Raw genomic sequence first — 20,869 nt, forward strand, 5'->3', positions numbered from 1 at the left:
CGCGCTGCGCTGCAACGGCCGACACCGTCGGTCCGGTGTCCGGGTCGGCCTCCGCCCCACGGGCCGACCCGGACTCGATACTACGGCTGGACCCAGCCTCCGGACGCCGCGCTGCGCTCGACCGCGTCGAGCACGCGCTGGACCACCAGGCCGTCCGCGAAGGTCGGCGCCGGGTGCGTCCCGGCGGCGATGCCCTCGACCAGGTCGACGACCTGGTGCGTGAAGGCGTGCTCGTAGCCGAGGCCGTGGCCCGCGGGCCACCAGTGCCCGACGTACGCGTGCTGCGGCTCCGTCACGACGATGCGGCGGAAGCCCGCGACGGCCGGGTCGTCGGCGGCGTCGAAGTAGTGCAGGACGTTCATGTCCTCGAAGTCGAACGCGACCGAGCCCTTCGACCCGTTGATCTCCAGGCGGATCGCGTTCTTGCGGCCGTAGGCGAACCGGGTCGCCTCGAACGTGCCGATCGCGCCGCCGGACATCCGCGCGAGGAAGATCGCGGCGTCGTCCACGGTGACGGGGCCGCGCTCGGCGCCGCCCTGTCCCGAGAGCCCGGCGAACTCCGTCGCGACCGGACGCTCCTTGACGAACGTCTCGAGCAGCCCCGAGACGCTCGTGATCCGCTCGCCGGTGATGAACTGGGCGAGGTCGATGACGTGCGCGCCGATGTCGCCGAGCGCGCCGCTGCCCGCCTTGGTCTTGTCCAGCCGCCACGACAGGGGCGCGTCCTCGTCCGCGATCCAGTCCTGGAGGTACTGCGCGCGCACGTGCCGCACGGTACCGATGCGGCCGTCGGCCACGAGCTGGCGCGCGAGCTGGATCGCCGGCACGCGGCGGTAGGTGAAGCCCACCATCGCGACCTGTCCGCGCTGCGCCGCGGCCTCGGCGGCCGCGACCATCTTCTCCGCCTCGGCGACGGTGTTCGCGAGCGGCTTCTCGCAGAGCACGTGCTTGCCGGCCTCGAGCGCGGCGATCGCGATCTCGGCGTGGGTGTCGCCGGGCGTGCACACGTCGACGAGGTCGACGTCGTCCCGACCGACGAGAGCCTGCCAGCTCGTCTCCGTGGACTCCCAGCCGAGCCGCTGCGCGGCGGCGGCGACCGCCTCCGGGTTGCGGCCGCCGAGGACCCGCATCCGCGGGTCGAGGGGGAGGTCGAAGAACCGGGGGGCGGTCCGCCAGGCCTGCGAGTGCGCTGCCCCCATGAACGAGTACCCGACCATGCCGACGCCGAGCTGCGCGCCGTCGTTTCCTGCCATGACGTTCCTTCCGTGCTCCTCACGGCGCACGCCCACGGTCCGGCCGGGCGGTACCCGGGCGGACCGTGGGCGAGGTCCGCGTGCTTCCTGCTGCGTGCCGACGGGTGTCAGCGGGTCCGTCAGGACTGGAACGCGCTCGGCAGGTACTGGTCGACGTTGTCCTTCGTCACGACGGGCGCGAAGAGCTGGACCGTGCGCGGGACGCCGGACGACGCGAGGTCGCTGAGGTTCTTCTCGTGCGCGACGAGGCGGGCGAGCTTGATGCCGTCCGCGGCCTGGGTCGACGGGTAGACGACCGTCGCCTGCAGGACCGAGTCGCCGGCCTTGATGTGCTCCATCACGTTCGCCGAGCCGGCGCCGCCGACCATGAAGAACTCGTCGCGGCCCGCGTTCTCGATCGCGGAGAGCACGCCGACGCCCTGGTCGTCGTCGTGGTTCCAGATGGCGTCGATCTGCGGCGCGGCCTGGAGGAGGTTGGCCGTCGCGGCCTCGCCGCCCTGGACGGTGAAGTCCGCGGCGACGCGGTTGTCGACGTCGAGGCCGCAGTCGGACAGCGCGTCCTCGAAGCCCTGGCTGCGGTCCTGCGTGAGGGGCAGCGAGTCGATGCCGGCGATCTCGGCGACCACGGCGTCCGGGTTGTCGCCCAGCTGCTCGCAGATGTACTGGCCCGCGCTGACACCCATGCCGTAGTTGTCGCCGAGCACCGTCGCCCGCGCGGCGAAGGGGCTGGAGAACTCGCGGTCGACGTTGATGACCGGGATACCGGCCTCCATGGCCTGGGTCGCGACGTCGGTGAGCGCGGCGCCGTCGAACGGCAGCAGCACGATCGCGTCGACGCCGTCGTTGATGAAGCCCTCGATCTGGCTGATCTGGACGTTCACGTCGTTCGTGCCGTCGGCGACACGGAGCTCGACGTCCTCGTACTTCTCGGCCTCGGCCTCCGCAGCGCTCGTGATGGCGCCCATCCAGCCGTGGTCGGCGGCGGGCGCCGAGAAGCCGATCACGATGGGGTCGCCGGGGGCGTCGTTGTCGGAGACGGCCTGGTTGCTGCTGCCGCCGCCGTCGCCCTCCGCGGTGTTCTCGTTGGTCGGGGTGTTCGACGTGCAGGCCGTGGCGATCAGGGCGATCGACGCGGCGGAGACGGTCGCGATCGCGAACCGACGACGGAGGGTGGTGCGTGCGGACATGGGATCTCCTTCGATGCTGTCCTGCGGGAGGAACTGCGGGGGGACGGGGGTGCTGCTCCGGGGGGTCCGGAGCTGCGGTCGGACCGGGTATCCGGGGTCGCGCGGCTACGTGGTCCGCCGCGCCAGGCGCTGCTGGAGCAGCACCGCGCCGACGATGATCACGCCCTTGGCGATGGCCTGGACCGAGCTGTCGATGTTGTTGATGATGAAGACGTTCGTGAGGGTCGTGAAGATGAGGACGCCCAGGACGGTGCCGACGATCGTGCCGCGACCGCCGGCGAGGAGCGTGCCGCCGACGACGACCGCGGCGATCACGTCGAGCTCCAGGAGCGTGCCGTTGGTCGAGGAGCCCGCGCTGGTGCGGGCGAGGATCATGATGGCCGCGATGCCGGCGGTGAGGCCGGACAGCGCGTACACGTACACGAGGTGCCGCTGCACCTTGATGCCGGCGAGCCGGGCCGCCTCGGGGTTGCCGCCGACGGCCACCGTGCGGCGCCCGAACGTCGTGCGGTTGAGGAGGAACCAGCCGAGCACCGCGACGATCGCGAAGATCCAGACGATCTTCGGGACACCGAGGAGGTTGCCCTTGAACAGGTCGAGGAACGCGGAGTCCTTGACGACCTGGGTGCGCTTCTGGGCGATGAGCTCGGCGAGCCCTCGCGCGGCGACCAGCATCGCGAGCGTCGCGATGAACGCCACGACTTTGCCGTAGGCGATGATGAGGCCGTTGATGAGACCGGCACCCACGCCGACGGCGAGCGCGCAGATCACCATGACGGCCCAGCCGTAGGACTGCGTCGCCAGCGTCGTCGCCCAGACCGAGGCCAGCCCGAGCACGGAACCCACCGACAGGTCGATGCCGCCCGTCGTGATGACGAACGTCATGCCGATGCTCACCACCCCGAGGACCGCGCCCAGGCTGAGGATGGTCATGAGGTTGCTGACGCTCGCGAACCGCTCGCCGCCCGTCGCGAAGCCCACGACGCACAGGAGCAGCAGCGCGACCACGAGGCCGAGGTTGCGTCCCGCCGGACCGCTGAGCAGCCCGCTCCTGCGAGGTGCGGCGGCCGCGCTCGCCTTCTCCACCCGAGCGGTCTCGTCGCTCGGCGCGACGGCGACCTTGTCGTCGCCCACCTTGTGCTCGCTCACGCGACACTTCCTTCCATGACGAGGTCGAGCACTCCGTGCTCGTCGATCGAATCTGCGGGTCCCTGGTGCACGACGCGGCCCTCGGAGACGACGAGCACGCGGTCGGCGAGACCCAGGACCTCGGGGATCTCGCTGGAGACGACGACGACGGCGGCGCCCTCGTCGGCCAGGCGGCGGATGAGCGCGTAGATCTCGGCCCGAGCCCCGACGTCGACGCCGCGCGTCGGCTCGTCGAGGAGCAGGACGCGGCAGCCGTGGACGAGCCAGCGGGCGAGCATCGCCTTCTGCTGGTTGCCGCCCGACAGGGTGCGGATCGCGCGGTCGACGCCCGCGGGACGGAGCTCGAGCGAGTCCGCCTGCTCCTTGGCGGCGCGCCGCTCGGCCCGCTCGTCGAGGAAGCCGCCGCGCGCGAAGCGGGCGAACGTCGACAGGGTGACGTTGCGGTAGACCGGCTCGTCGAGCAGCAGTCCCTGGCTCTTGCGCTCCTCGGGCGCGAGGCCGATCCCGGCGTCCACCGCGGCGGCCACGGAACCGGCGCGGAGCTTCTTGGAGTCCACCGTGACCGTGCCCGCGGTCGCTCGACGCGCGCCGTAGATCGTCTCGATGATCTCCGAGCGGCCCGCGCCCACGAGCCCGGCGAGACCGACGATCTCTCCGGCGCGTACCTGGAGCGACACGTCCTCGAACACGCCGCGCAGGCCGAGGCCCGCCACGTCGAGCACGACCGGGGCGTCGTCCGACGGGCCGTCCGTGACGGGGAACACGTACTCGACGGAGCGCCCCGTCATGAGGGTGATGAGCTGCGCCGTCGGCGTCTCGGACACCGCGAGGTTCTGCGCGACGGTCCGGCCGTCCTTGAGGACCGTGATGCGGTCGCCGATCTCGCGGATCTCCTCGAGCCGGTGGGAGATGTAGACCACCGCGACCCCGGCTCGCGTGAGCTCCTTGACCACGCGGAAGAGGTTGGCGACCTCCTCGGAGTCGAGCACCGCCGAGGGCTCGTCCATGATGATGACCCGCGCGTCGTGCGAGAGGGCCCGCGCCATGGAGACGATCTGCTTGCCCGCGGCCGAGAGGTGCTCGACCTCCTTGGTCGGCGAGATCTCCGAGTGCCCGAGGCGCCGGAGCAGGTCGCGCGTCTTGCGCACCGCCTCCCGGCGCTGCGAGAACCCGAGCGTCGACAGCTCGTGCCCGAGGTAGACGTTCTCCGCGACGGTCAGGCCGTCGACGACGTCGAGCTCCTGGTACATCGTCGCCACGCCGTGCTTCAGCGCCGCCACGGGGTCGGAGATGGTGATGGGCTCGCCGTCGAGCAGGATCCGGCCCTCGGTGGGCTGGTGAGCACCGGCGAGCACCTTGATGAGCGTGGACTTGCCGGCCCCGTTCTGGCCGAGGAGACAGTGGACCTCGCCCGGGAGGATCTCGAGATCGACGCCGTCGAGCGCACGAGCCCCGGGGAAGACCTTGACGATGCCCTGCATCTGCAGGAGCGGCTGGGGAGGGTCTGCGGTGACCATGCGGTGAACCTAGCGAACCTTTTGACGAGCGTCAATCATAAGGTTGTCGTCTTTTGCCACTGTTACCACTCCGTGACCGACAAAAGTGTGCGCGCCCTTGGCGCCCGATGGGAACGCTCCCGCCGCTCGGTGCACGTCATGGGTTGCGGCAGAGGCGGTAGGGTCCGGCAGGCCCTGCACGAGCAGGGATGCCGGGAAGCTCGACGTGCGATCGGGGGCCAGGGGGAGCTCGAGGGGCGGTCGTCGCCCGGACCGGAGGACCGTCGTCGGACCTCCACACCTTTCGACGACGTCCATGTCGCCTTGGGAGGGGACAGTAGGGTACCTTTTGGCGATCGTCAAGCAAAAGCCGATGACTCGTCCGCATGGTACGGACGACCGACGAGAGGCTCCGTGATTCACTGTGCCCATGGAGGAACTGCTGAAGTTCGCGCCGCGCCCGACCGGTGCCGGCGACATGTTCCAGCTGCTCCGGGACGGTCAGCCGCGCACCCGTGCGGACCTCGCAGCGATCACGGGACAGGCGCGGTCGACCATCGCCGCCCGGATCGACCTCCTCATGTCGGCCGGCCTCATCGCCCCCGCGGGCGAGGCCAGCTCGACCGGCGGGCGCCCGCCCGTGACCTTCGCCTTCAGCCCTGAGGCGCGCATCGTCCTGGCCGTCGACCTCGGCGCTACCCACGCCCGCCTGGCGGTCACGGACCTCGCGTCCAACGTGCTCGCCGAGACGGACGCGGCGCTCGCGATCGCGGACGGCCCCGACGTCGTCCTGTCGTGGGTCGCGGACACCGGCGAGAAGCTCGTCGCGACCACCGGGCGCAGCATCGACGACCTGGTCAGCGTCGGCGTCGGCCTCCCCGGACCCGTCGAGCACTCCTCCGGGCGGCCCATCAACCCGCCGATCATGCCCGCGTGGGACGACGTCGACGTCCCCGGCATCCTGCAGAAGCGGTTCGACGCCTCCGTGCTCGTCGACAACGACGTGAACATCATGGCGCTCGGCGAGCACCGCACGGCCTGGCCCGCCGTCACCGACATGCTCTTCGTCAAGGTCGCGACGGGCATCGGCTCGGGCATCATCGCCGACGGCGAGCTCCGGCGCGGCGCGCAGGGCGCCGCGGGCGACATCGGGCACGTCGCGGTCCCGAGCGCCGCCGACGTCCCGTGCCGCTGCGGGAACGTGGGCTGCCTCGAGGCCGTCGCCAGCGGCCAGGCCGTCGCCGCCGCCCTCGCCGCCGCGGGCCTCGACGCCACCACCAGCTCCGACGTCGTCGCGCTCGTGCGCGGCGGCGACCTCACCGCGAGCCAGGCCGTGCGCCAGGCCGGGCGCGACATCGGCTCCGTCCTCGCGGCGTGCGTCAGCCTGCTCAACCCCTCGCTCATCGTCATCGGCGGCATCGTCGCCGAGGCCGGCGAGCACCTCATCGCGGGCATCCGCGAGATCGTGTACCAGCGGTCGCTGCCGCTCGCGACGCAGCACCTGCGCATCGTCACCTCGCAGGCACGAGGTCAGGCCGGCGTGCTCGGTGCGAGCGCCATGGCCGTCGATCACGTACTCTCGCCCGCAGCGATCGACGCGCTCATCGCCTGAGCGCGGTCGACGGGGGCCGCTGCCCGCGCGCGCGGGCGCGACGAGTGTGACGAAGCACGAGGAGGAGTCATGACCGAGCGGAACCGTCGAGCGCTCGTGGTCCGGGGCGGGTGGCCCGGGCACGCACCCGAGGAGGCCGCCGAGCTGTTCATCCCGTTCCTCGAGGCGTCCGGCTACGACGTGACGCTCGAGGGGTCGCTCGAGGCGTACGCCGACGAGGAGTTCATGGCGAGCCTGGACCTCGTCGTGCAGTGCTGGACGATGGGCGAGATCCTCCCGGACGAGATGCGCGGGCTGCGCACCGCCATCGCGAACGGCACCGGGTTCGCGGGCTGGCACGGCGGCATCGTCGACTCGTTCCGCCTCGCGACCGACTACCTGCAGATGGTGGGCGGGCAGTTCGCCGCCCACCCGCACGACCTCGTGGACCACACGATCGAGATCGTGCCCGAGCGCGCGGACCACCCCGTCGTCGCGGGGATCGACTCGATCTCCTTGCACTCGGAGCAGTACTGGGTGCTCGCCGACTCCTACAACGACGTCCTCGCGACCACGACGATCCTCCCGCGCGACGGCGACCCGTGGCACGAGCCCGTCGTCTCCCCCGCCGTGTGGACGCGCCGCTGGGGCGCCGGACGCATCTTCGTGTGCGCGGCAGGCCACCAGCTCGCCGACCTCGAGGTGCCGCCGATCCGCACGATCGTCGAGCGCGGCATCCTCTGGGCGAGCCGCTGAGCCGGCGCGCGTGACCGCCTTCCGCGGCCTCCTCGCCTACCCGATCACGCCCCTCACCGACGACGACGCTCCCGACCTCGACGCCCTCGGCCGCCTGGTCCGGGACGCCGCCGCGGCGGGGGTCGACGGCGTCGTCGTGCTCGCGTCGTCGGGCGCCGGGGTCACGTTCGACCCGGACGAGCGCGACGCCGTCGTGCGCGCGGCCGTGTCCGCGGGGTCGACGGGCGCCACGCCGGTGCCCGTCCACGTCGCGGTGAGCGGCGCGGCGACGCGCGAGGTCCTCGCGCGGGCCCGCGCGGCGCGCGACGCGGGCGCCGACGGGCTCGTCCTCGCGCCGTTCTCCTACCTCCCGCTCGGCGAGGCGGAGGTCGTCGCGCTGTTCGAGGCGGTCGCGGCGGTCGTCGACCTGCCGGTGTGCTTCTACAACCGCAGCGTGCAGACCGCGTACGACCTCTCGCCCGGCGCCCTCGCGCGTCTCGCCCGCACGACGACCGTCGTCGCGGTCAAGGACGCGGCGTCCACGCCCGCGCGGCCTCAGGGCCGGGTCGCGGAGCTGCGGGCCGCGACCGACGGGCTCAGGGTGAGCGTCGGTCTGAGCGGCGACGTCCCGCTCGTGCGCGGCGCCGAGCCGGCCGACGCCTGGCACACCGGGCTCGCCGCGCTCGTCCCCGCGGAGTACGTCGCGCTCCGCCGCGCCCGCACCACGGGCACCGTGCCGGACGCGCGGGTCGCCCGCTGGCTGCACGACCTCACCGACGTGCTCGCCGACCTGCGCCCGGTGAGCGGGTTCCACGCCCTCGCCGCCCTGCTCGGCGTGCCGACCGCTCCCCCGCGCGGACCGTCGCTCCCTGTCCCGCCCGACGGCGTCGCGCGGCTGCGCGAGGTCGTCGCCCGGCGGCCCGGGGGCTGAGCCGTCAGACCGCCGCGAGCACCGCGGCGTGCAGGTCGAGCAGGCCGGTGGTGCGCTCGCTCGGGCCGCGGCCGAAGCCGCACTCCGTCGCGACGCCGACCGGGCGGTCGCCGAGCACCGCCGCCGCCGCGGCGAGCCGACGACGCGCCCCCTCGACGCCGTCCTCGTGGTGCAGGAGGCCGAGGTAGAGCTCGGTCGCCGGGTCGAGGCGCAGGTCCGCCAGCGGCGCGACGTACGCGGCGTCGTCGCGCGCGATCGGGACCGGCAGGTGGACCCAGTCGACCGGCCGGTCGAGGTGCTCCAGCAGGGCGTTCGCGACGCGCACGAGGTTCGCGGTGTCCGTCGGCTCGACGAAGTGCTTCTCCGCGACGTCGCCGTAGCAGAGGTGGAACCCCAGCTCCGCCGCGGCGGGGACGTGCCGCGCGAACGCCGCGGCCCGGCGCGCGCACCCCGCGACGACGTCCTCGTCTCCCCCGGCCTCGGCGTCGAACCACGCGCGCGCCGCCCCGCCACCGAGGTTCGCCCCCTCGACGAACGCGAACTCGGTCGCGAGGTCGACCTGGACCGCGAGGTCCTCCGCCGGGACCGCGGCGACGATCGTCGCGAGCTCGCGGACGAGCGCGGCCTCGTAGACGGGGTGCACCGCCGCGCGGTCCTGGGGCGCGACGAACGCCGTCACCGGCGCGAGCGGCGAGGGCAGGCACACCTGGAAGCGGGTCCCGGCGGGAAGCGCGCCCTCCTCGCGGAGAGCGACGAAGTCGGCGTACGAGGCGAGGGCGGCGTCCGCGTAGCCGAGCGGGCCGAACCGCAGGTCCGCCGCGTCGACGGAACCGTCGAGGACGTGCGGGCGCACGTCGAACCCCGCGACGACGACCGGGTCCACCGGGACGCGGGCGAGGCCGTCGACGGCGGAGAACCGCTCGCCCTGGAAGAGGATCCAGTGGAACCGCTCGCCGACCTCCCCGTCGGGGACGCGGCGCACGTGGCCGCCGAGCTGCTCCCCCACCGCCCGGAAGGTCTCGCGCGCGGTCGACAGGTTCACGGAGCCCACGAGGTGGGCGCCGCGCAGGGTCGGGAGGGTACGGGACGGGGCGGTGGTGGCGTCGAGCACCGGAGCATCGTAGGCGCCCGGCACGACGCGCGACTCAGCCGTCCGCGTCGGGCTCTCCCCCGCCCTCCGTGGCCGGGGCGGCGTCGGTGCCGTCCGACGTCGCGCCCGCACCGACGCGGTCCGCCACGGCGTCGGGCCCCCCGGCGAGGAGCGCGACGAAGCCCTCCTCGTCGAGGATCGGCAGGCCGAGCTCTCGCGCCTTCGTCTCCTTGGAGCCGGCGCTCGCCCCGACGACGACGTAGTCCGTCTTCTTGGAGACCGACCCCGACGCCTTGCCGCCCGCCGCGATGACGGCCTCCTTGGCGCCGTCGCGGCTGAATCCCTCGAGCGACCCCGTGACGACGACCGTCAGCCCGGCGAGCGGACCGGTCGGCTCCTGGCGCGCGCCGGGGCCGGGGTGATCCGGGATCTCGAGGCGCACCCCGGCCGCCCGCCAGCGATCGACGATCTCGACGTGCCAGCCGACGGTGAACCACTCGACGACCTGGTCGGCGATCACGGGTCCCACGCCCTCGACCGCGGCGAGCTCGTCGCGCGACGCCGCCCGGATCGCGTCGAGCGAGCCGAACCAGTCCGCGAGGGCGCGGGCCGCGACCGGGCCCACGTGCCGGATGTTCAGGCTCACGAGGATGCGCCAGAGGTCCTTCGTCTTCGCGAGCTCGAGCTCCTCCACGAGCTTCGTCGCGTTGGTCGACGCCTCGAAGAGCGGCTCTCCCGCCTCGATCGCCTCGCGCTCCGCGGCCTTCGACAGCTTGCGCTTCTTCCGGAACGGCCACACGGACTTCACGGTCGCGGTCGAGCCGTCCGGCATCGTGATCTCGGCCGGCTCGCCGGTGCCGTCGTACTCGCGCGGCAGCCCGGTCTCGGAGTCGCGCACGACGACCCGGATCGGGACGAGCTGCTCGACGCTCAGCTCGAACAGCCCGGCCTCCGTGCGCAGCGGCGGCTCGGCGGGCTCGAGCGGCTGCGTGAGCGCCGCCGCCGTCACCTCGCCGAGCACCTCGACGTCGAGGCCCCCGCGCGACCCGATGTGCTCGACCCGGCCACGTACCTGGGCGGGGCACGACTCGGCGTTGGGGCAGCGCAGGTCGACGTCGCCCTCCTTCATGGGGCGCAGCGGTGTGCCGCACTCCGGGCAGTCCGCGGGCATGACGAAGTCCTCGCGCGGGTAGCCGTCGTCCGCGAGCGCCGCGACCGGGCCCAGGATCTCGGGGATCACGTCGCCCGCCTTGCGCAGCACGACCATGTCGCCGATGCGCACGCCCTTCGCACGGACGACGTCCTGGTTGTGCAGGGTCGCCTGGCGCACCGTGCTGCCCGCGACCTTGACCGGATCCATGACCGCGTACGGGGTCGCGCGGCCCGTGCGGCCGACCCCGACCTGGATCGCGAGGAGCCGCGTGTTCACCTCCTCGGGCGGGTACTTGTAGGCGATGGCCCACCGGGGCGCGCGGCTCGTGGCGCCGAGCCGCCGCTGGAGCGCGAGCTCGTCGACCTTGACGACGATGCCGTCGAGCTCGTGCTCGATGTCGTGGCGGTGCTCGCCGAAGTAGGCGATGCGGTCCATGACCTCGTCGAGCCCGTGGACGACCCGGTTGTGCGGCGACACGGGGACGCCCCACTGCTCGAACAGGGCGTAGGCGTCCGACTGCCGCGCGAGCTCGGCGTGCTCGCCGGCCTCCCACTGCAGCGCGCCGACGCCGTGCGCGTACATGCGCAGGTTGCGGCTCGCGGTGACGGCCGGGTCCTTCTGGCGCAGCGACCCGGCCGCGGTGTTGCGCGGGTTCGCGTACGGCGCCTGGCCCGCGGCGACGAGCTTCTCGTTGAGCGCGGCGAAGTCCGCGACGCCCATGAACACCTCGCCGCGGATCTCGATGACGTCGGGGTGCGTCGCGGGGTCGCCGCCGAGGCGCTGCGGGATCCCGGTGATCGTCCGCACGTTGGCGGACACGTCCTCGCCCGTGCGCCCGTCGCCGCGCGTGGCCGCCCGGACGAGGCGGCCCTTCTCGTAGAGCAGCGCGATGGCGAGGCCGTCGATCTTGACCTCGCACAGGTAGTCCACCTCGGCGTCCGCGGCCACGCCGAGGTCGCGGTGCACGCGCGCCGCCCACGCGGCGAGGTCCTCGGCGCTGAACGCGTTGTCGAGCGAGAGCATGGGCTCGAGGTGCTGGACGGTCGCGAAGCCGGTCGCGGCCCGGCCGCCCACGCGCTGCGTGGGCGACTCGGGAGTCTGGAGGGCGGGGTGCGCGGCCTCCAGCGCCTGGAGCTCGTGCATGCGCGCGTCGTACTCCGCGTCCGACGAGACCGGCTGGTCCTTCTCGTAGTAGGCCCGCTGGTCGGCCTCGATCTGCGCGACGAGCTCGGCCCAGCGCCGCTGCGCCCCGGCCTCGTCGAGCTCGGCGGCGGACGACGCCGTGGGCACGTCCTCGTCCGTCGGGGTCGGGGGGGTCGGCGCGGACGTCGCGGGGGTGCTCTCGCTCACCCGCACATCATCGCGCGGACCGCCCACATCCGCCGCCCCCGGACCGCAGCCCGGCGGGCCCTCACCCCCAGCCGTGCGAGGCGTCCTCGTGCATCGGCGGGCACGTCCCGCCCGGCTCCGTCGCGGCCTCGAAGTGCCACATCTCGTTCGCGTACGTGCGGCACAGGCCGAACCGGGGGCCGTGCTCGCCGAGCCACAGCGCACCGTCCGTCGGCCCGACGTCGATCGCGAGGCCCGCGACGTGCTCCGAGGTCTCGGGCGGGAGCACCCACCGGTGGGCCTCCTCGGGCGACCCGTAGCGCTCGAGCGCCGCCTCGACGAGCTGCTCCTGCTCCGCCGCGGTCCGCCACCCCGAGGTGAGCGTCAGCTCGACCCCCTCGGCGTCGGCGGCGGCCCGCGCCTCGTCGAAGCGGCGTTCGAGCTCGGGGTCCAGCCCGGTCGCGGTCTGGGGGCGCAGGGTGGGCGACGGGTCGGCGACGGCGTCGCCGTCGTGCGTCGTCACGGTGAGGTACGTGAGCGCGCCGGCGGCGCCGAGCGCGCCGACGGCGAGGACGCCGAGCACGGCGCGGGCGACGCGCCGCGGGCCGCGGGGGCCCGGGACGTGGCGGGTGGGAGGGGTGGGACGCAGGGGTGTCGTGGTCATGCCACGAGGCTCGCCCGCAGCGCCCCTCGCCACATCGACCCGACGGCGGCTCCTCGCCCCCCGCCGTGCGGTGCACCCGGGCCCGTGGCGTCAGCCCCCGGCCCGACGTCCTTCCGCCCTGGGGCGGAGGTCGCGCGGGCGGGGTTCCCTCCCGGGGCGGTGCCGCGCACGACGCGCCCCGGCTACCGTGGACGCGTGCCCCAGCCGACCCGCCTGCCCGTGTGGGCGCAGGACCTCGCGACCGCGCTCGTCGCGGGCGCCGCGTGGTTCACCGTGGTCATGGTCATGGAGCGCGGCGACTACTGGTACCCGCGCTTCCCCGACTCGTACCGGATCGCCGGGCTGGGGATCGTGCTGGCGCTCGCGCTGCGGCGCGTCGCGCCCGGCCCGCTGTTCTGGGGCACCGTCACGCTCTACCCGCTCGCGATCCCCTGGATCATGCAGACTCCGTTCGAGCTCGTGCCGCTCATGATCGCGAGCTTCGCGGCCACGCGCTCCGGGGCGGTGCCGCCGATCCTCGCGACGGTCGGCGCCGGCCTCGCCGCGTTCGCCCTGCAGCTCGCCGGGCGCCCCGGCCTCGTGCTGCCGCCCCAGCCCTTCTTCGTCGAGGAGCTCTGGGTCGCGAACTCCCCCTCCGACGTCGTCCTCGCGCTCGCCCTCGTGCTCGTCGCGGTCGCCGCCGGGTACTTCTTCCGCCGCCTCGCCCTCACGTCCGAGAGCCTGCGCGAGCGCAACGCGGAGCTCCAGGCGCTCCAGGCCGAGCTGGCGGAGCGCGCCGTGCTCGCCGAGCGCACGCGGATCGCGCGCGAGCTGCACGACGTCGTCGCGCACCACATGTCGGCGATCGTCGTGCGCGCCCAGGCGGCCGACCGCGTCGCCGCGAACCGCCCGGACGCACCGGCCGAGGCCGTGGGGTGGATCGCCGACGAGGGCAAGCAGGCGCTCACCGCGATGCGGTCCGTGGTGCAGGTGCTGCGCCGGGGCACCGAGGCCGACGGCGGCACCGCGGCCCTCGCCCCGACGCCGGACGGCGACCGGGCCGCGGACGAGCTGCGCGCGGCAGCCCGCCGCCTGCGCGACGCCGGGCGCGCCGTCGACCTCACGCTCCCCGACCCGTGGCCCACGACGAGCACCGAGTCCGGCCTCGCCGTCGTCCGCATCGCCCAGGAGGCCCTGACCAACGTGCTGCTGCACTCCCTCGCCCACGACGTGACCCTGACGCTGACCGACCGCGCGGGCGACCTGCGCCTGCGCGTCCACGACCCCGGGCCGCCGCTGCCGAGCACCGACGGGCGGCAGGGTCACGGCCTGACCTCCATGCGCGAGCGGGCGCTCGCGGCGGGGGGCGCGCTGGCCGCCGGGCCGGACGGCCGCGGCGGCTGGACGGTCGAGGCGCGGGTCCCGCGGGAGGCCGCGTGAACGCCCCCGGCACGGGCACGACGGCGGTCGCCCCGGTCCGCGTCGTCGTCGTCGACGACCAGGCGACCATCCGGCTGGGCCTGCGCATGATCCTCGACAACGAGCCGGACGTCACGGTCGTCGGCGAGGCCGGGGACGGGGAGACGGCGGTCGCCATGGCGCGCGCCCTGCGCCCCGACGTCCTGCTCATGGACGTGCGCATGCCCCGGCTGGACGGCATCGAGGCGACCGCGCGCATCGTGGCCGACCCCGAGCTCGCGGCGGTGCGCACGCTCGTCCTCACGACGTTCGACGACGACGAGTACGTGTACGGCGCGCTGCGCGCGGGCGCCGCGGGGTTCCTCCTCAAGGACGCCGACCCGCAGTCGCTCGTCGACGCCGTGCACCGCGTCCACGCCGGCGACTCCCTGCTCGACCCGGCGGTGACGGGCCGCATCATCTCGACCTACGTCGAGCTCGCGCGGCAGGCACCGCTTGCCACGGCCGACACCGCGGCCACCGCCGCCACGGTCACCGGGCTCGACGCGGCGACCCCGCGCGAGCGCGAGGTGCTGCTCGCCGTCGCGCGCGGCCTGTCGAACCGGGAGATCGGCGCGGAGCTGCACCTCACCGAGGCCACCGTGAAGAGCCACGTGCGGTCGCTGCTCACCAAGGTCGGGCTGACGAACCGCGTGCAGCTCGTCATCCTCGCGTATGAAGCCGGGTTCGTGCGGCCGGGCGGCGCGGCCTGAGCCCGGCTCACGCGTCCGGGGGCAGGCCCTCGACCGCGTGCCCGAACGCCTCGACGATGCGCCACATGTCGCCGAGCAGCACCTCGACGCGCTGCTCGAAGCCGTCGCCCACGTAGACCCACGTGTCGTGGGAGCCGTCCCTGCGGTGGAGCGACAGCACGAGCTCCGACGCCGACCGCTCGTCCCGGTGCACGCCGTCCGGCGACGCGTGCGCCGCGAGCGTCGTGGCGGGCACCGTGAGCTCCGGGCCGAGGTGCTTGCGGTCGTGCGGGTGGTCGTCCTCCTCGTGGACGGCCACGCACCACGGCGGGCAGTCGTCCACCTGCCAGGACGGCCTCCCGAGCGGCGAAGCCCACACTGCTGATCCCCCTGTCGTGCTGTCGAGCACGTCGGTCATGCCGATCACCTCCCCGGCGACGGGACCATGATGCCGGGGGCGTCCGACACGCCGGACCGCGCCGTTACGAAGGCGGTGGACGGAGGAGCGAGACGGGGTCGACGTCGAGCCGCTCGGCGAGCTTCTCGACCGAGCGGAGGGTCAGGTTGCGCTCGCCGCGCTCGACCCCGCCCATGTAGGTCCGGTGGACGCCGAGGAACTCGGCGAAGTCCTCCTGGCTCATCCCGCGGCGGACCCGGAGGGTCCGCAGGTTCTCACCCAGCGCGCGCTGCAGATCTCCTTGCACGCGTGCAACCGTCACCCAGCGCTACTCCTCGGTCTACAGACTTATCAGTATCACCCCGTTCTCGAACGACCCCCTCCCCCGCTCCGCGAGGGACGCCCGCGTGACGCGTGCTACTCATAGATAGCACATGTCAGGCTCTCCCGTCACTCGCCAGGCCGTCCCGTCGCACGACGGAGCCCGACGGCGGAAGGGGACTCGCGCCGTCGGGCTCCGGGTTTCGTGGGGCCGGGAAGGGTCAGCCGGCCGCCACGCTCTCGGCAGGCGGGGTCGCCGCCTGCCCGTCCTCCGCGCTCGCGCCCTCGTGGGCCGCGAGCCGCTCTCCCCGCACGACCTCGCGGCTGCTGCCGCGGTAGGCCGCGACGAGGATGTCGCGCATGTCCTCCAGGACCGGCATCCGCGGGTTCGCCGGGGCGCACTGGTCCTCGAACGACCGGAGCGCGAGGTCGTCCAGGCGGCTCATGAAGGCCCGCTCGTCGACCCCCTGCGCCGCGAACGTCGCCTCGATGCCCACCTTGGCGCGCAGCTCCTCGACCGCCTTCGCGTACGACTCGACGCCCTCCTCCGGGGTGGAGGCCGGCAGGCCGAGGTGCTTCGCGATCTCCTGGAACCGCTCGGGCGCCACGTAGCGCTCGTACTTGGGCCAGCTCGTGAGCTTCGTGGGCACCTGGCCGTTGTAGCGGATCACGTGCGGCAGGAGCACCGCGTTGGTGCGCCCGTGCACGAGGTGGAACGTCGAGCCCACGGTGTGCGCCATGGCGTGCACGATGCCGAGCATCGCCGAGCCGAACGCCATGCCCGCGATGGTCGCCGCGTTGTGCATCTTCTCGCGCGCCTTCGGGGCCGCCGCGCCCTGCGTGACCGAGTCCTCGATGTGCTCGAAGACCATCTTGATCGCCTGCAGGCACAGCCCGTCGGTGAAGTCGTTCGCGTAGACGGAGACGAACGCCTCGGTGGCGTGCGTGAGGGCGTCGAAGCCCGAGTCGGCCGCGAGCTTCGCCGGCATGGTGTCCGTGAGCACGGGGTCGACGATCGCGACGGTCGGGGTGAGCGCGTAGTCCGCGAGCGGGTACTTGAAGCCCGTCTCCGGGTCGGTGATGACCGCGAACGGCGTCACCTCCGCGCCGGTGCCCGACGACGTCGGGATGCACACGAGCTTCGCCCGGCCGCCGAGCTCCGGGAACTTGTACGCGCGCTTGCGCACGTCGAAGAACTTCTCGCGCATGTCGGAGAACTCGATCTCCGGGTGCTCGTAGCGCAGCCACATGACCTTGGCGGCGTCCATCGGCGACCCGCCGCCGATCGCGATGATCGTGTCCGGCTCGAAGTCGCGCATCGACTCCGCGCCGCGGTTCACGGTGCCGACGCTCGGCTCCGGCTCGACCGCGTCGATGATCTGGATCGCGACCTTCTCCTCGCGGCGGGCGAGGACGTCGAGCAGCCGGTCCACGACGCCGATGCGGCTCATGACCTTGTCGGTGACGATCGTGACGCGGTGCACGTCGCGCATCTGCGCGAGGTACTGGATCGAGTTCGGCTCGAAGTACGTCTTGGCGGGCACCTTGAACCACTGCATGTTGTTGTTGCGCCGCCCGATCCGCTTGACGTTGATGAGGTTGACCGCCGACACGTTGTTCGACACCGAGTTCGCGCCGTAGCTGCCGCAGCCGAGGGTGAGCGACGGGAGCAGCGCGTTGTAGATGTCACCGATCCCGCCGAGCGACGTCGGGCTGTTCCACAGCACGCGCACGGCCTTGACGCGCGACCCGTACCGCTCGACGAGCTCCTCGTCGGACGTGTGGATCGCGGCCGAGTGGCCCAGGCCGTCGAGCTCGACCATGCGCTCCGCGAGGCGGACGCCGTGCTCGGTGTCGCGGGCCCGCAGGACGGCCAGGACGGGCGTGAGCTTCTCGCGGCTCAGCGGCTCGTCAGGCCCGACGTCGTCGATCTCGGCGAGGATGATCGACGTGTCGTCGGGGACCTCGAACCCGGCCTCGCGCGCGATCCAGACGGGCGACTTGCCCACGACCTTCGGGTTGAGCTTCGCGCCGGCGCAGTTCGTGCCGTTCGCCTCGACACCGAAGATGAGGCGCTCGAGCATCGCCTTCTGGGCGGGCGTCACGCGGTAGGCGTGCAGGCGGGCCAGCTCGCGCATCGCGTCGTCGTAGATCACGTCGTCGAGGATGAGCGCCTGCTCCGACGCGCAGACCATGCCGTTGTCGAACGCCTTCGACATGACGACGTCGTTGATCGCGCGACCGAGGTCGGCGCTCTTCTCGACGTAGGCCGGGACGTTGCCCGCGCCGACACCGAGCGCCGGCTTGCCGGCCGAGTAGGCCGCGCGGACCATGCCGTTGCCGCCCGTCGCGAGGATGAGCGCGACGCCCGGGTGGTGCATGAGCGTGTTGGTCGCCTCGATCGACGGGTGCTCGACCCACTGGATGCAGTCGTCGGGCGCGCCGGCCGCGACCGCGGCGTCGCGCACGATGCGGGCCGCCTCGACCGACGAGCGCTGCGCGCTCGGGTGGAACGCGAACACCACGGGGTTGCGCGTCTTGAGCGCGATGAGCGACTTGAAGATGGTCGTCGACGTCGGGTTCGTCACCGGCGTCACGGCGCAGACCACGCCCACGGGCTCGGCGATCTCGACGACGCCCGTGAGCTCGTCGCGACCGATGACGCCGACCGTCTTGAGGTTGGCCATCGAGTTGGGCACGTGCTCGCACGCGAAGATGTTCTTCGTCGCCTTGTCCTCGAACACGCCGCGCCCGGTCTCGGCGACGGCCATCTGCGCGAGGTGGCCGTGCTGGTGCAGGCCGGCGACCGACGCCTTGAGGACGATCCGGTCGACGTCCTCCTGCGTGAGGCTCATGTACTGGTCGAGAGCCTTGCGGGCCCGCTCGACGAGGACGTCGATCTCGTGCGTCGTGCGGGTGTCCTCGGTGCGGTTCTCGGCCTTCGTGCTCGCGCTCTTCGCGCTCATGCGTCCCCTCCGGTGCCCGGCCTCGCCGGGCGTCGGCCGCGGGTGTGCCGGGGCCGGGATGCCCCGGCTCCTTCGGCGGTCTCTCTACTTGTGAAGGTTTTCACAAGGGACCCGTCCCCACAAGGGTCCGGCCCCGATGCGGGCCGAAGGTCCCCGCCTCCTCGTGACCTCCGCACCACCGCCCGCGCGCCGTAGGGTGGGTGACCATGACCGCCGAGCAGACGACGAGCCCCTCGCCCGCGACCCGGAGCCGCGCCGCGACCGACCGACCGGACGGCACCCCCCACGACCCGTACCTCTGGCTCGAGGAGGTCGAGGGCGACGAGGCTCTGGCCTGGGTCCGCGCCCGCAACGCCGAGGTCGCCGACACGCTCGAGACCGCCGACGAGTTCGCCGCGACCGAGCGCGCGGTCCGCGAGGTGCTCGACTCCGACGCCAAGATCCCCGAGGTCTCGAAGATCGGCGACCGGTACTACAACTTCTGGCGGGACGCGCAGCACGAGCGCGGCGTCTGGCGGCGCACGACGCTCGAGTCCTACCGCACCGACGACCCGGAGTGGGAGACCGTGCTCGACCTCGACGCGCTCGCCGCGACCGAGGGCGAGTCGTGGGTCTGGCACGGCGCGAACGTCCTGCGCCCGACGCCGGAGCAGCTCGCCGCGGGCGAGCCCTGGCGGCACGCGCTCGTCGAGCTCTCCCCCGGCGGCTCCGACGCCGACGTCACGCGCGAGTTCGACCTCGTCGAGAAGCGGTTCGTCGCGCCGGAGGACGGCGGCTTCCACCGCGCCGAGGCCAAGGGCTCGCTCGGCTGGATCGACGCCGACACCGTCTACGTCTTCACCGACTTCGGCGAGGGCACGCTCACGCCGTCCGGGTACCCGCGCGTGGTCAAGCGCTGGACGCGCGGCGCCCCGCTCGAGACCGCGGTGACCGTCTACGAGGGCACCGACGAGGACATGTACATCTCCGCCTGGCGCTCGCACACGCCCGGGTTCGAGCGCGACTTCGTGCACCGCTCCAAGGCGTTCTACTCCGACGAGCTCTACCTCGCCGAGCGCACCGGCACGCCCGAGCAGCGCCTGACGAAGATCGACGTGCCCGACTCCGCCGAGGTCGGCGTGCGGCGCGAGTGGCTGCTCGTCGAGCTGCGCGACGACTGGACGGTCGGGGGCACCACGTACCGCGCCGGGTCGCTCCTCGCGGCCCGGTTCGACGACTTCCTCGCGGGCGACCGTGGCTTCACCGTGCTCTTCGAGCCCACCGCGACGACGTCGCTCGCCGGCGCCACGTGGACGCGCCACCACCTCGTCGTCAACGTGCTCGACGACGTGAAGAACCGGCTGCACGTGCTGACGCCGCCCGACGCCGCCGCTCCCGGGGACGCCGGGGCCGTCGTCGGGCAGGAGACCGCGGACGCGCCGTGGGTGCGCTCGGAGATCCCGGGCCTGCCCGCGCTGGGCACGGTCGCCGTCGGTGCGGTCGACCCCGTCGACACCGACGACCTCTGGCTCGTCACGACCGACTACCTCACGCCGACGACGCTCTCGCTCCTGGCGCTCGGCGAGCACCCCGGCGACGCGGGCGCGCCCGAGGTCGTCAAGGCCAACCCCGCGTTCTTCGACGCCGACGGCATGACCGTCGCGCAGCACTTCGCCACGTCCGACGACGGCACGCGCGTGCCGTACTTCGTCGTGGGCCGGGCGGACCTCGTCGCGGGCGACGGCGACACGGGAACCGGCACCGCGCCCACGCTGCTGTACGGGTACGGCGGGTTCGAGATCTCGCTCACGCCCGCGTACTCCGGTGCGCTCGGCCGTGCGTGGCTCGCGCAGGGCGGTGTCTACGTCGTGGCGAACATCCGCGGCGGCGGCGAGTACGGTCCCGCATGGCACCAGGCCGCGCTCAAGGCGAACCGCCACCGCGCCTACGAGGACTTCGCCGCCGTCGCGCGCGACCTCGTCGCCCGCGGGATCACCACGCCCGAGCACCTCGGCATGGAGGGCCGCTCCAACGGCGGCCTGCTCGCCGGCAACATGCTCACGCAGTACCCCGAGCTGTTCGGCGCCGTGATCGTCGGCGTGCCGCTGCTCGACATGCGCCGCTACACGAAGCTCCTCGCCGGGGCGTCGTGGGCCGCGGAGTACGGCGACCCGGACGACCCCGAGCAGTGGGAGTTCATCCGCACGTTCTCGCCGTACCACCTGTTCGACGCCGAGCGCGACTACCCGCCCGTGCTGTTCACGACGTCGACGAAGGACGACCGCGTCCACCCGGGCCACGCGCGCAAGCTCGCCGCGAAGATGCTCGGCGAGGGCAAGGACGTCACGTACTACGAGAACATCGAGGGCGGCCACGGCGGCGCCGCGAACAACGCCCAGGCCGCGCACATGGCCGCGGTGCACTACCGCTTCCTCGCCGAGCGCCTCGGCTGACCCGGCGCTCCTGCGGGGCCGAGCAGGTGGTCCTGGCGCGTCGGCG

At 73.3% G+C, this 20,869-nt stretch carries 16 protein-coding genes; 6 read left to right on the forward strand and 10 right to left on the reverse strand.

All coding sequences use genetic code 11. The annotated features are described in order from the left end of the window. Window positions 1–80: 80 nt before the first annotated feature. The 4 genes from ACZ4MO_RS08890 to ACZ4MO_RS08905 all read right to left on the reverse strand — a co-directional run bounded on the left by ACZ4MO_RS08890 (window position 81) and on the right by ACZ4MO_RS08905 (window position 5,106). Complete coding sequence (locus ACZ4MO_RS08890) at window positions 81–1,253, reverse strand: Gfo/Idh/MocA family protein (RefSeq protein ID WP_499278749.1); 1,173 nt, start codon at window positions 1,251–1,253, stop codon at window positions 81–83. 119 nt (window positions 1,254–1,372) lie between these two features. Next, the gene (locus ACZ4MO_RS08895; protein ID WP_175009952.1) at window positions 1,373–2,440 is read right to left on the reverse strand and encodes a substrate-binding domain-containing protein; all 1,068 of its coding nucleotides are present in this window, start codon (window positions 2,438–2,440) and stop codon (window positions 1,373–1,375) included. Between the two features lie 105 nt (window positions 2,441–2,545). After that, window positions 2,546–3,589 carry an ABC transporter permease subunit gene (locus tag ACZ4MO_RS08900; RefSeq protein ID WP_175009953.1) on the reverse strand — a complete coding sequence of 348 codons (1,044 nt, stop codon included), beginning with the start codon at window positions 3,587–3,589 and terminating at the stop codon, window positions 2,546–2,548. Further along, on the reverse strand, window positions 3,586–5,106 hold the full coding sequence (locus tag ACZ4MO_RS08905; RefSeq protein ID WP_186810503.1) for an ATP-binding cassette domain-containing protein: 1,521 nt from the start codon (window positions 5,104–5,106) through the stop codon (window positions 3,586–3,588). Before ACZ4MO_RS08905 ends, ACZ4MO_RS08900 begins: the two co-directional genes overlap by 4 nt. 409 nt (window positions 5,107–5,515) lie before the next feature. Here ACZ4MO_RS08905 and ACZ4MO_RS08910 point away from each other — a divergent pair, with 409 nt between their 5' ends. The 3 genes from ACZ4MO_RS08910 (at window position 5,516) to ACZ4MO_RS08920 (ending at window position 8,342) form a co-directional block, all read left to right on the forward strand. Continuing rightward, window positions 5,516–6,697: an ROK family transcriptional regulator gene (locus tag ACZ4MO_RS08910; RefSeq protein WP_074807423.1), complete on the forward strand. Its 1,182-nt coding sequence runs from the start codon at window positions 5,516–5,518 to the stop codon at window positions 6,695–6,697. 69 nt (window positions 6,698–6,766) lie between these two features. Beyond that, window positions 6,767–7,432, forward strand: coding sequence for a ThuA domain-containing protein (locus ACZ4MO_RS08915; RefSeq protein ID WP_175009954.1), 666 nt, complete (start codon window positions 6,767–6,769; stop codon window positions 7,430–7,432). A 10-nt stretch (window positions 7,433–7,442) separates the two neighbouring features. Then, on the forward strand, window positions 7,443–8,342 hold the full coding sequence (locus tag ACZ4MO_RS08920) for a dihydrodipicolinate synthase family protein (protein WP_175009955.1): 900 nt from the start codon (window positions 7,443–7,445) through the stop codon (window positions 8,340–8,342). Between the two features lie 4 nt (window positions 8,343–8,346). Here the strand turns inward: ACZ4MO_RS08920 and ACZ4MO_RS08925 are convergent, their stop codons facing one another. The 3 genes from ACZ4MO_RS08925 to ACZ4MO_RS08935 form a co-directional block, all read right to left on the reverse strand. Next, the gene (locus tag ACZ4MO_RS08925) at window positions 8,347–9,453 is read right to left on the reverse strand and encodes a hypothetical protein (protein ID WP_175009956.1); all 1,107 of its coding nucleotides are present in this window, start codon (window positions 9,451–9,453) and stop codon (window positions 8,347–8,349) included. A 34-nt stretch (window positions 9,454–9,487) separates the two neighbouring features. Beyond that, window positions 9,488–11,875, reverse strand: coding sequence for an NAD-dependent DNA ligase LigA (gene ligA, locus ACZ4MO_RS08930; RefSeq protein ID WP_175009979.1), 2,388 nt, complete (start codon window positions 11,873–11,875; stop codon window positions 9,488–9,490). 121 nt (window positions 11,876–11,996) lie between these two features. Then, a complete protein-coding gene (locus ACZ4MO_RS08935; protein WP_175009957.1) occupies window positions 11,997–12,578 on the reverse strand; it encodes a D-alanyl-D-alanine carboxypeptidase family protein in 582 nt (193 codons plus the stop codon). 195 nt (window positions 12,579–12,773) lie between these two features. Here ACZ4MO_RS08935 and ACZ4MO_RS08940 point away from each other — a divergent pair, with 195 nt between their 5' ends. Both ACZ4MO_RS08940 and ACZ4MO_RS08945 read left to right on the forward strand, forming a co-directional pair. Then, window positions 12,774–13,997, forward strand: coding sequence for a histidine kinase (locus ACZ4MO_RS08940; protein ID WP_175009958.1), 1,224 nt, complete (start codon window positions 12,774–12,776; stop codon window positions 13,995–13,997). Continuing rightward, entirely contained in the window at window positions 13,994–14,728 is a 735-nt protein-coding gene (locus tag ACZ4MO_RS08945) for a response regulator transcription factor (protein ID WP_255437380.1), read from the forward strand. The genes ACZ4MO_RS08940 and ACZ4MO_RS08945 overlap by 4 nt, the downstream gene beginning before the upstream one ends. Window positions 14,729–14,735: 7 nt before the next feature. Here the strand turns inward: ACZ4MO_RS08945 and ACZ4MO_RS08950 are convergent, their stop codons facing one another. The 3 genes from ACZ4MO_RS08950 to adhE form a co-directional block, all read right to left on the reverse strand. After that, the gene (locus tag ACZ4MO_RS08950) at window positions 14,736–15,125 is read right to left on the reverse strand and encodes a DUF6907 domain-containing protein (protein ID WP_143031151.1); all 390 of its coding nucleotides are present in this window, start codon (window positions 15,123–15,125) and stop codon (window positions 14,736–14,738) included. A gap of 64 nt (window positions 15,126–15,189) precedes the next feature. After that, on the reverse strand, window positions 15,190–15,411 hold the full coding sequence (locus tag ACZ4MO_RS08955; protein ID WP_024839235.1) for a helix-turn-helix domain-containing protein: 222 nt from the start codon (window positions 15,409–15,411) through the stop codon (window positions 15,190–15,192). Between the two features lie 235 nt (window positions 15,412–15,646). Beyond that, window positions 15,647–18,391 (reverse strand): bifunctional acetaldehyde-CoA/alcohol dehydrogenase, encoded by a 2,745-nt coding sequence (gene adhE / locus ACZ4MO_RS08960; protein ID WP_175009959.1) that lies wholly within the window; start codon window positions 18,389–18,391, stop codon window positions 15,647–15,649. Window positions 18,392–18,597: 206 nt separating this feature from the next. On the opposite strand from adhE, the gene ACZ4MO_RS08965 reads away from it, so the two are divergent. Next, window positions 18,598–20,823 carry a prolyl oligopeptidase family serine peptidase gene (locus ACZ4MO_RS08965; protein WP_175009960.1) on the forward strand — a complete coding sequence of 742 codons (2,226 nt, stop codon included), beginning with the start codon at window positions 18,598–18,600 and terminating at the stop codon, window positions 20,821–20,823. Window positions 20,824–20,869: the final 46 nt, after the last annotated feature.

The sequence above is a fragment of the Sphaerisporangium cinnabarinum genome, from assembly GCF_055567015.1.

What these genes read in the sequence shown, in the direction of transcription:
- ACZ4MO_RS08890 (WP_499278749.1), bottom strand. Translation starts at nt 1,253, where the DNA reads ATGGCAGGAAACGACGGCGCGCAGCTCGGCGTCGGCATGGTCGGGTAC.
- ACZ4MO_RS08895 (WP_175009952.1), bottom strand. Translation starts at nt 2,440, where the DNA reads ATGTCCGCACGCACCACCCTCCGTCGTCGGTTCGCGATCGCGACCGTC.
- ACZ4MO_RS08905 (WP_186810503.1), bottom strand. Translation starts at nt 5,106, where the DNA reads ATGGTCACCGCAGACCCTCCCCAGCCGCTCCTGCAGATGCAGGGCATC.
- ACZ4MO_RS08910 (WP_074807423.1), top strand. Translation starts at nt 5,516, where the DNA reads ATGGAGGAACTGCTGAAGTTCGCGCCGCGCCCGACCGGTGCCGGCGAC.
- ACZ4MO_RS08915 (WP_175009954.1), top strand. Translation starts at nt 6,767, where the DNA reads ATGACCGAGCGGAACCGTCGAGCGCTCGTGGTCCGGGGCGGGTGGCCC.
- ACZ4MO_RS08935 (WP_175009957.1), bottom strand. Translation starts at nt 12,578, where the DNA reads ATGACCACGACACCCCTGCGTCCCACCCCTCCCACCCGCCACGTCCCG.
- ACZ4MO_RS08950 (WP_143031151.1), bottom strand. Translation starts at nt 15,125, where the DNA reads ATGACCGACGTGCTCGACAGCACGACAGGGGGATCAGCAGTGTGGGCT.
- adhE (WP_175009959.1), bottom strand. Translation starts at nt 18,391, where the DNA reads ATGAGCGCGAAGAGCGCGAGCACGAAGGCCGAGAACCGCACCGAGGAC.
- ACZ4MO_RS08965 (WP_175009960.1), top strand. Translation starts at nt 18,598, where the DNA reads ATGACCGCCGAGCAGACGACGAGCCCCTCGCCCGCGACCCGGAGCCGC.